This is a genomic window from Parasynechococcus sp., from assembly GCF_042954245.1.
Taxonomy (GTDB): Bacteria; Cyanobacteriota; Cyanobacteriia; order PCC-6307; family Cyanobiaceae; genus Parasynechococcus.
In genome coordinates this window covers 1-8,147 of record NZ_JBGKDP010000238.1, presented here as the reverse complement: position 1 = coordinate 8,147, position 8,147 = coordinate 1, and the positions used below count along the sequence as shown (strand labels likewise).

At 57.2% G+C, this 8,147-nt stretch carries 13 protein-coding genes, 1 other RNA gene and 1 pseudogene; 9 read left to right on the top strand and 6 right to left on the bottom strand.

Going from position 1 to position 8,147, the window contains the following annotated elements:
- The coding region (locus ACGVJ8_RS11170; RefSeq protein WP_392348120.1) for an iron-containing alcohol dehydrogenase at positions 1-467 on the bottom strand (467 nt) is incomplete at its 3' end.
- 61 nt (positions 468-528) lie between these two features.
- On the opposite strand from ACGVJ8_RS11170, the gene ACGVJ8_RS11165 reads away from it, so the two are divergent.
- From ACGVJ8_RS11165 to ssrS, 3 genes are all read left to right on the top strand, one after another.
- Positions 529-1,401: a carbohydrate ABC transporter permease gene (locus ACGVJ8_RS11165; protein WP_392348118.1), complete on the top strand. Its 873-nt coding sequence runs from the start codon at positions 529-531 to the stop codon at positions 1,399-1,401.
- A 52-nt stretch (positions 1,402-1,453) separates the two neighbouring features.
- Positions 1,454-2,614 carry a 5-(carboxyamino)imidazole ribonucleotide synthase gene (locus ACGVJ8_RS11160; protein WP_392348116.1) on the top strand — a complete coding sequence of 387 codons (1,161 nt, stop codon included), beginning with the start codon at positions 1,454-1,456 and terminating at the stop codon, positions 2,612-2,614.
- 7 nt (positions 2,615-2,621) lie between these two features.
- Positions 2,622-2,806, top strand: a non-coding RNA gene (ssrS, locus tag ACGVJ8_RS11155) — 6S RNA.
- A 333-nt stretch (positions 2,807-3,139) separates the two neighbouring features.
- On the opposite strand, the gene ACGVJ8_RS11150 is transcribed toward ssrS, so the two are convergent.
- Positions 3,140-3,493 (bottom strand): hypothetical protein, encoded by a 354-nt coding sequence (locus tag ACGVJ8_RS11150; protein ID WP_392348114.1) that lies wholly within the window; start codon positions 3,491-3,493, stop codon positions 3,140-3,142.
- A gap of 490 nt (positions 3,494-3,983) precedes the next feature.
- Positions 3,984-4,259, bottom strand: a complete 276-nt coding sequence (locus tag ACGVJ8_RS11145; protein ID WP_392348112.1) for a DUF2103 domain-containing protein — start codon at positions 4,257-4,259, stop codon at positions 3,984-3,986.
- Positions 4,260-4,333: 74 nt separating this feature from the next.
- Between ACGVJ8_RS11145 and ACGVJ8_RS11140 the strand changes: the two genes are divergently transcribed.
- A complete protein-coding gene (locus ACGVJ8_RS11140) occupies positions 4,334-4,561 on the top strand; it encodes a hypothetical protein (RefSeq protein WP_392348110.1) in 228 nt (75 codons plus the stop codon).
- Position 4,562: 1 nt separating this feature from the next.
- On the opposite strand, the gene clpS is transcribed toward ACGVJ8_RS11140, so the two are convergent.
- Complete coding sequence (clpS, locus tag ACGVJ8_RS11135; RefSeq protein ID WP_011364413.1) at positions 4,563-4,859, bottom strand: ATP-dependent Clp protease adapter ClpS; 297 nt, start codon at positions 4,857-4,859, stop codon at positions 4,563-4,565.
- Positions 4,860-4,931: 72 nt separating this feature from the next.
- On the opposite strand from clpS, the gene petN reads away from it, so the two are divergent.
- The 3 genes from petN (at position 4,932) to ACGVJ8_RS11120 (ending at position 6,228) form a co-directional block, all read left to right on the top strand.
- The gene (gene petN, locus ACGVJ8_RS11130; protein WP_011364412.1) at positions 4,932-5,033 is read left to right on the top strand and encodes a cytochrome b6-f complex subunit PetN; all 102 of its coding nucleotides are present in this window, start codon (positions 4,932-4,934) and stop codon (positions 5,031-5,033) included.
- Positions 5,034-5,260: 227 nt separating this feature from the next.
- Complete coding sequence (locus ACGVJ8_RS11125; protein WP_392348107.1) at positions 5,261-5,584, top strand: hypothetical protein; 324 nt, start codon at positions 5,261-5,263, stop codon at positions 5,582-5,584.
- A gap of 173 nt (positions 5,585-5,757) precedes the next feature.
- Positions 5,758-6,228, top strand: a complete 471-nt coding sequence (locus ACGVJ8_RS11120; RefSeq protein WP_392348105.1) for a hypothetical protein — start codon at positions 5,758-5,760, stop codon at positions 6,226-6,228.
- 56 nt (positions 6,229-6,284) lie between these two features.
- Here the strand turns inward: ACGVJ8_RS11120 and psb29 are convergent, their stop codons facing one another.
- A complete protein-coding gene (psb29, locus tag ACGVJ8_RS11115; protein ID WP_392348103.1) occupies positions 6,285-6,938 on the bottom strand; it encodes a photosystem II biogenesis protein Psp29 in 654 nt (217 codons plus the stop codon).
- Positions 6,939-7,019: 81 nt separating this feature from the next.
- On the opposite strand from psb29, the gene clpP reads away from it, so the two are divergent.
- Both clpP and ACGVJ8_RS11105 read left to right on the top strand, forming a co-directional pair.
- The gene (gene clpP / locus ACGVJ8_RS11110) at positions 7,020-7,613 is read left to right on the top strand and encodes an ATP-dependent Clp endopeptidase proteolytic subunit ClpP (RefSeq protein ID WP_392348122.1); all 594 of its coding nucleotides are present in this window, start codon (positions 7,020-7,022) and stop codon (positions 7,611-7,613) included.
- Positions 7,610-7,765, top strand: coding sequence for a DUF2256 domain-containing protein (locus ACGVJ8_RS11105; protein WP_392348101.1), 156 nt, complete (start codon positions 7,610-7,612; stop codon positions 7,763-7,765). Before clpP ends, ACGVJ8_RS11105 begins: the two co-directional genes overlap by 4 nt.
- Positions 7,766-7,824: 59 nt before the next feature.
- On the opposite strand, the pseudogene ACGVJ8_RS11100 reads toward ACGVJ8_RS11105, so the two are convergent.
- Positions 7,825-8,147 (bottom strand): annotated as a pseudogene (locus ACGVJ8_RS11100) (cell division protein FtsH); the annotation flags it as partial.

The following is an 8,147-nucleotide window of genomic DNA, read 5'->3' as shown; positions in this document are numbered from 1 at the left end:
TGGTTGACCCCGGTCTTGCCACCGATCGACGCATCGACCATGGCCAGCAGGGTTGTGGGCACCTGCACCACCTGGATGCCCCGCAGCCAGGTGGCTGCCGCAAAACCGGTCATGTCCCCCACAACGCCGCCGCCGAGGGCCACCATCAAGGAGCTGCGTTCGAGCTTGGCGTTGTAGGCCGCATCGTGGATCTCCGCCACCGTGGCGGGTGTCTTCTGGTGTTCGCCCGCGTCAATCACCAACAGCTCCACGCTGAAACCTGCCTCTTTCAGGCTGTTCAGGCAGGCGTCGCCATAGGGGGTGGCGACATCCGGGTTGCTGACCACCAGCACTCGCCGACCAGGCCGCACCCCGGCATCCAGCATCTGCTGACCAAGCCTGGCCAGGCCGCCGTCTCCAATCACCACCTCGTAGGGATTGCGCTCCAGCGCAACGCGGATGTGATGCAACGGGGTGATTGTGGTCATGAAACCGTTGGAACCCACCTACTCTCACAACAGTGTCGCTGGTCCTGTGCGCGAGAGATCAGTGCGCAACTCCCTTTTGGCCTGGGCGTTCCTGCTGCCGGCGGTGGTGCTGATCAGTGTGTCGGTGCTGGTGCCAGCCTTAATGGCTCTGGTGATGAGCTTCACCGCCACCGGGCTTGATGTCAGTGAGCCCTTGCGTTTTGTGGGTTTGGCCAATCTGGAGCGCTTGCTGTCAGATCCGATGGCGCGGCAGGTGTTGGTCACCACCTTCTTCTATCTGATCGGTGTGGTGCCGCCTATCGTTTTGGGGGCGCTGGCGCTGGCGGTGCTGGTGAATCAGGGTTTGCCCGGTCGTTCCCTGTTGCGGAGTGCTTTCTACACCCCCGTGTTGGTGTCGATCGTTGTTGCAGCAATCGCCTTTCGCTGGCTGTATGCCGAGAACGGACTGATCAATGGATGGTTGAGCGCCCTGCTCGGTGATGCCTTCAGCCCGATTGCTTTTCTCACCACGCCGCAGTTGGCCCTGCCTGCCGTGATGTTGGTGACCCTCTGGAAAGGACTGGGTTATTACATGGTGATCTTCCTGGCGGGTCTGCAGGGCATTCCTCAGGAGCTCTACGAGGCAGCGGAGCTGGATGGCAGCGAGGGCTGGAGAAAGCATCTCGACATCACCCTGCCCTTGATGAGGCCCTACGTGACCCTGGTTGCTGTGGTGTCGTCGATCGCGGCCACCAAGGTGTTCGAGGAGGTGTTCCTGATGACCCAGGGAGGTCCTGCTGATGCCACGCGAACCATCGTTTATTACGTGTACGACCAGGCCTTTGCCGAGTTGGAGATCAGCTACGCCTGCACCCTGGGCCTGGCCCTGTTCCTGTTGGTGTTGCTGTTCACCATGATCCGGTTGGCCTTTGCCGGCGATCGGTCGCTGATCTGACGCTGTCATCGACCCTGCAAAATGGCAAGCTGCAGAAATCAGCTCGGACACGATGATCGGCGTTGTGGGGGGTGGTCAGCTCGCACGGATGCTTGTGCAGGCCGCCGCGCAACGCGAGGTTCCGATCGCCGTTCAAACATCCAATGCAGCGGATCCCGCCGCTGGCTTGGCCTCGCGTCTCGTTACAGCAGATCCGAGAGATGTGGCTGGGACGCGGGAGCTGGTGGTGGGCTGTGACGGCATCACCTTTGAGAACGAGTGGGTCAACATCGATGCCCTTTTGCCGCTGGAGCAGCAGGGGGTTCGTTTCCAGCCCTCCTTGGCTGCACTCTCGCCCCTGGTCGACAAACTCTCTCAACGTCAGTTGTTGGACGACCTGGCGATTCCCAGCCCGCTCTGGTGTCCGCTGAGCCTGATTTCACCGGCCCAACCTGCGCTTCTTCAGGGTTGGACCTTCCCCGTCATGGCCAAGGCCTCCCGCGGGGGATACGACGGCAAGGGCACGGTGGTGTTGCACGACATCGATGCCCTTGCGCAGTTGCTGCGGGCGGCCCCGGCCGATGATTGGCTGTTGGAATCCTGGGTGGACTACGAGTTGGAGCTGGCCCTCGTGGTCAGCCGTGATCAGCGTGGCCGGATACGTCATTTCCCCCTGGTGCAGACCCACCAGCACCAGCAGGTTTGTGACTGGGTTCTTGCGCCGGCACCGGTGGATCCTTCAGTGGCGGCCTTGGCCTACAACGTTGCTGCATCGCTGATGACGAAGCTCGGCTACGTGGGGGTTTTGGCTCTGGAGTTCTTCTACGGGCCAGCCGGCCTTCAGGTGAATGAGATCGCCCCACGCACCCACAACTCTGGTCATTTTTCGATCGAGGCTTGCACCAGCAGTCAGTTTGATCAGCAGCTCTGCATCGCTGCCGGTCTGCCTGTGCCTGATCCCGAGCTCAAAAGCTGCGGTGCCTTGATGGTCAACCTTCTGGGCCTGGATCCGGAGCGCCATACTCCCCTGGATCGGCGGCTTAAGGCGCTTGAAGAGATTCCAGGTGTTCACCTGCACTGGTACGGCAAGTCACCGGAAACATCGGGGCGCAAGTTGGGGCATGTGACGCTGCTGCTCGAGGGCAATACGGTTTCGAAGCGGCGTGATGAGGCCGAGTCAGCACTTGCCGCCATTCGCCGGATCTGGCCCCTCGAAGGCGAGAGTCAGGTCTAGGCTTTGTAGCGAACTGCTGTGTTGGTGACGGCCTTTTTCTAGTGCTCTGATCTGACTCTCTTTCGACTTGGGGAGACTGTCGTGACGGTGACGTAGACCGGCCATGTAGCCGGAAACGAAACCCCCACTTTGTCGCCCCTTCTGGTTCTTCCAGGTCGACCACTGGGGCTCGCACGGCATGGTGGTTCACCCTCTTCAATGTTTTGACTAGGTTGATGCCTTGAATGCGTTCCAAGCCATCAGAAAATCAATATTCTTAAGTTTGAACGTAGATATCTATGAAATTTTTAGTTTGAGATTTGCCTCTCTAAGTGACCCCCCTTTCCTTGCCACTTGTTGCTATCTAAAAGTATTCAAACTTCTTAGTTGGCCAAGCCTCGCATCAGTGAAGACTCAATCACAAAAAATAAAAGGAAGAACGAACCGATGCCGATCACCAGAATTTTTCCGTTCATGCTGTGACTCTTGTTTGAGCCGGACTCTAGATTCGTTTTGTCTGGATTGGGGTAGATCGGCTTTGTAGGTCTAGCTCTCGGAATGGTTGAACTCTTGCAGCGCGTACTGGGCAAGGCATTTGTTTTTGTCGGTGTCGGTCAGTGCGATGGTGGTCACGCTCTGATGCCAGTTTCGGCGGTTGATCAATTCGTTGAATTCGGTCAAAGCGTCTTCAAGGTCGTCGAAGCAGCCCATACTCTCCGTTGTTTGTTGTCCTCGTTTGACGGCAATTTCTAGGGGCATGATTCGATTGCTGCAGATCTCAAAGGTTACCCCTGTGCCGTTGCGTAGTCGGTGATGCTTACTGTTGTGTGAACAGAGCTTGTCATTGCTTTGTCTATCCTTAGCATTTGATTGGTTGCATTGCTGCGATGCGTGATCCACGCCTGGATGAACTCATCCAAATGGAAACCTGAGATTGGTGGAAAGCTCAGGTTTTTTATTTGCACGAAAAGAAAGATTATGCTGATGCAGAGGCTCTATTTATGGAATTCAAAATTCCTGCATCTGATGCTAATGATTGATGCGATTGTGCATTGATCCAGGCAAGAGATCTGGTCGATGCAATGATGCTGGAGCCAACAGTTGAACCCAGTTCGTTCTCCAATTGAGTTGGTTGAGTGTCAGTTTTGTCTTCATTTCTCTCACCTGTTTTCGGGCTGACGGCCGGCGTGTTGCTTGCTGATTGTTCTGGGGGCTCCGCAGCTGAGGCTGTCTCCTTTCTGCCGGATAACACTGAAGTTGCATGCCGGGCCATCCTTCCCCAATGTTTCCGTCGCTCCGATTGGGCGAATCTCTGTGCCCGTGAACCCAGCGTCGCTGCTGGTCATCCTCAGGCCTGTCGGGATCCCGCGTTCGAGCCAGGCCAATCCTCTCAGGGGCGGTGATGCAGAACCGCCTGTTCCAGGTCAGGTCGACTCATCGACGTCACCACAAAGACTTCCTGGGCAGATGTCCCCTTGCGGGCCACCAGCTTGTACCCTCCCTTGATCGGGGTAGACACCCGCAGCTGCAGCTCGGGGCTGCGGCCACGCACACGGCTGATCACGGCAGGGATGATCGTCTGGATATCCGTCTCATGGGACAAGGCCTCCAGCCAGGGGATCAAGCCGTCCACATAGGTGCTGTGGGTGATGACGACCCGGCCCAAAGCTGAACGAAAACCCGAGAACTGGTGAAAATTAGCCACTTTGGCTATGCCAGAGAGAGCGCTACGGAGCTGTGATGTTGAAATCAGTTGACGCTCTCCGCCATGCGATCAGCGGACCGCTGAAAGACGCATGCGGCCCCCAGGCCCGCATGCTCACCGCTGAGTTGCACGGGACGGAGGTTCGGGGCCTGGCCTTGTGCCCTGGCCGTGTGGTGCGTTTCGTGATGGACGAGCAGATGCAGCGCCTGCAGGTGGCTGATCTGCTGCGCCTCGCCAAAGCCAGCCGCAAGCCAGCGGCTTAACTCAGCAGCGTTCCAGAGGGGCCATCGTTAATCCTTCGGCCTGAAGCTGCTGGTGGTACAGCTCCGCCTGCTCCAGGGGGCCGCACCATACTTCAGCCGAACCCTGCCCATCAATCCTGTTGGCGAGGTTCCAGGCGTTGTCCTCACTCATGCCGGGAATGATCTTGCGAAGGCAATCCACCACGTGCTGGAACGTGTTCACATCGTCGTCCAGAACGATCACGCGAGCCTGGGGGTAACGCTGGGTTGTTCCCTGACGCTCCAGCACTGCTGATGAACCGGGGCTGGAGCTGGTCATGACAGTTGCCTCTGGATGGACGAAAAAGTGCCGAACCCTAGGTAGGATCCCAACAGTCAAGTGGTCAAGCACATGTTGTTCACTCTGGGTTGGGCGTCCTTGGCCGCTATGTTCAGTTTCTCCATCGCCATGGTCGTCTGGGGACGCAACGGTGACGGCACCCTGAACTTCTGATCGAAGTCTGTGCTTCAAGACGCACCCCTTCTCAGCCAGACCCTGGCGGTCACGGCCGCTGTGCTTCTTGTCTTCGTCAGCGTTGCCGTGATCTATCTCTCAACGATTGAATGGAGAGATCGTCGACGCCGTCAAGGTTCAACCAAGTCTTCCTCCTGATTGCGTTTATCCGACGCGAACTTGGACATCATCCCTTCACAGCTCTTCTCCTGGGGTTGTGCTTTTTTTTGCCCGCCCTGCTGCTTGGCACGTTCAGCCTGCAGACGTCTTCTCTGAATCGCCCTGGAACAGCAGAGCTGTTTGAGATCAGTCGGCGGGTACGATTGGTTCAGAGTTTTGAGGCTGACCCCTCTGCACCGGTGCCGAAGGTCTGGCGGAAGCGGCTTGGTCCTTCGGCAGCCCCTGATCGCTGGGCCCGTCATGGTCGCGGGAACTGGTGGCTGATCTGGCCGGACGACGGTGAACTTCTTCTGGCTCTTCCGTCCGCATCGCATTCATCTCCTCTGGATCTGCTGTTTTCTGATGAACTGCACCGCAGCAGTTTTGATTAACTCCCGTCGCTGAAGCGACGGGAGACTTCGATCTTGGAGTAGGGCTGCTGACCAGCGGAACGGCCGTTCAGTGGCAACCCTCAGGCTTGGCCTCGATCAGCGGTTCCCTTTTTCCTGCCTTGGCGAGCGTGTCGCACGGCTGTTTGCGTGTTGCGCTGCAGGGCGATCGTCTGATGGCTAAAGGACCTGTGGCCTCCAGACCTTTCGCGTCCCTGCCGGCTGACCACGCGAAACACCAAGCCAATTTCGTTCGCTTCGATCCGTCGTCGGCCTATCTGGAGCTCAACAGCGTTTCCCTGCAGCAGCTGCTGGGATCCTTGTTCAATAATTCACTGTTCGCAAAACAACTCGACAGCCGGTATGGACTGCCGAAGGAGTCGCGCGACGTTCTGCTCAATGCACCTGTCATTGTTCGGATGGACCAGCTGGAGGCTGGTCGCTTCCAGGCTGCGATTCAAGCCAGGTTGATGCTGGCTGCTGGTCAAATCGACATGACCAAGCGAAGTCTTGATGCCGTTGCAACCGCCTTGTTGAAGCGTGGGTTTCAACGGGTGCAACACCCCCTGTTGTTTCCGGATGGTCGGCTCTCAAACCGTGTCGCTGATGTTTGGTTTGATCCCCAGGGTCATAATCAAGGTGGATGACTGGAGCTGGAGATGACAGCACTGCCGAAGTAGCAACAGCCCGGATGGCTTCGCCTTCAGTTGGACGTGCGTTGAGCCTGCTCTTCCAAACGACGTTCCTTCTTGCGCTTCTCGGCAGCGATCGTCTCTTCCACCAGTTCCACGGCCTGATCCATCCGTTCACTGTTGGAGCCAAACAACATTAAGTCCTTCTCGACGCGGTCGGTGGGCAAACCAAGGCTTACGGCGAGTTCCTTGCTCTGTTTAACAATAGCCTCGGTTTCCGAGCTGGTGGCATCCGCTGCGGCCGCCTTGAGAAGGCTCATCAGTCCAACGGCCATCAAACGCGAGTAGTGGCTGCCTTCTTTGAGGCTGTAGGACGACAGCCAACTTTTGAGGCTCTCGAGATCCTTGCCTTTGGCCTGGTCAACTAGCGAAGCGTTGGTTTTGCGCAGCTTTGCTGCGTCGAAGCCATTGCTATTGCTGCTGCAGAGGGCACTGAACAGTGCGTCGGTCTGCGCTTCTGGCCGGTAGCCCTTGGTGAAGGTGTCAAACACGGTGCAGAGCCCAACGCTGAAAAGCTCGTTGATTTCAAATCGACTTTGATGGCTCAGCAGATGCAGCTCCACCAGCAGCTCATCAGCAAGGCGGCGGTACAGCGGCGCAATGACGTGGGGAAAGGCCTGATGAAACGCTCGTTTGCTGTCGGCGATGGTCTGACTTGCGGCCAACGTGCAGTCCAAGAATGAATGGCCGGAACCCTAGCGCCGCAGACATCGCCGTTAGGATTGCTCGACCCTGCTGATGCTCAGATGATCCCCATTGTGATTGAGGAGTCCGGCCGGGGAGAAAGGGCCTTTGACATTTATTCCCGGCTTCTGCGCGAGCGAATCATCTTCCTTGGTGAGACTGTCACCAGTGACTCCGCCAACCGGATCGTGGCCCAAATGTTGTTCCTCGAAGCTGAGGACCCTGAGAAAGATATTTACCTCTACATCAACTCGCCTGGTGGTTCGGTCTACGACGGCCTCGGCATCTTCGACACGATGCAGCACATCAAACCGGATGTGCACACGGTATGTGTTGGCCTGGCAGCGAGCATGGGAGCCTTCCTCCTCTGTGCCGGCACCAAGGGCAAGCGCAGCAGCTTGCAGCACTCCCGGATCATGATTCACCAGCCGCTGGGAGGTGCCCAAGGCCAAGCCAGCGACATCCGCATTCAGGCGGACGAAATTCTTTTCCTGAAGGATCGTCTCAACAACGAGCTCTCTGATCGCACGGGGCAACCTCTGGATCGGATCCAACAGGACACTGACCGTGACTTCTTCATGTCACCCACCGAAGCGGTGAATTACGGGTTGATTGATTCGGTGATCGACAAGCGACGTGTTCAGGCTGTCGTTTGAAGAAGGGAGGGGCTAAAAACAATTGTTCCAGCAAAATCTGTCCGGTCTGCGATCGCCCCTTTGAGTGGCGCAAAGCCTGGAGGAATTGCTGGAACGAGATTGTGTATTGCTCTGAGCGTTGCCGTCGACGCAAGAAGAAATCCAATTCATAAAAAAGCCCCCGTCTTGAACACTTGAACAGACGGGGGCTTTTTGTTGCTGGGCCAAGTATTCAGTCTAGGGTGACGACGGTGCGGTCTTTCTCCGGAACAGCAGTGAATTCAGTCACAACAGCCTTGAACTCATCACCATCCATGGTCTCCTTTTCGATCAGCAGTTCCACCAGACGATCCATGGCTTCGCGGTTGGCACCCACGATCTCAACGGTTTCGTCATAACAACGCTTCACCATGTTGCGCACTTGAATATCGATCTGTTGGGAGATCGATTCCGACACATCACTGCGAGACATCAAGTCGCGGCCCAGGAACACTTCCTGGCTGCCGCCTTCGAGGGCAACAGGGCCGAGATCACTCATGCCGAGTCGGGTCACCA

Coding starts and splice junctions, on each gene's coding strand:
- ACGVJ8_RS11120 (WP_392348105.1), top strand. CDS start 5,758: ATGGCTAAAGGACCTGTGGCCTCCAGACCTTTCGCGTCCCTGCCGGCT.
- clpS (WP_011364413.1), bottom strand. CDS start 4,859: ATGACCAGCTCCAGCCCCGGTTCATCAGCAGTGCTGGAGCGTCAGGGA.
- ACGVJ8_RS11140 (WP_392348110.1), top strand. CDS start 4,334: ATGTTGAAATCAGTTGACGCTCTCCGCCATGCGATCAGCGGACCGCTG.
- petN (WP_011364412.1), top strand. CDS start 4,932: ATGTTGTTCACTCTGGGTTGGGCGTCCTTGGCCGCTATGTTCAGTTTC.
- ACGVJ8_RS11160 (WP_392348116.1), top strand. CDS start 1,454: ATGATCGGCGTTGTGGGGGGTGGTCAGCTCGCACGGATGCTTGTGCAG.
- clpP (WP_392348122.1), top strand. CDS start 7,020: ATGATCCCCATTGTGATTGAGGAGTCCGGCCGGGGAGAAAGGGCCTTT.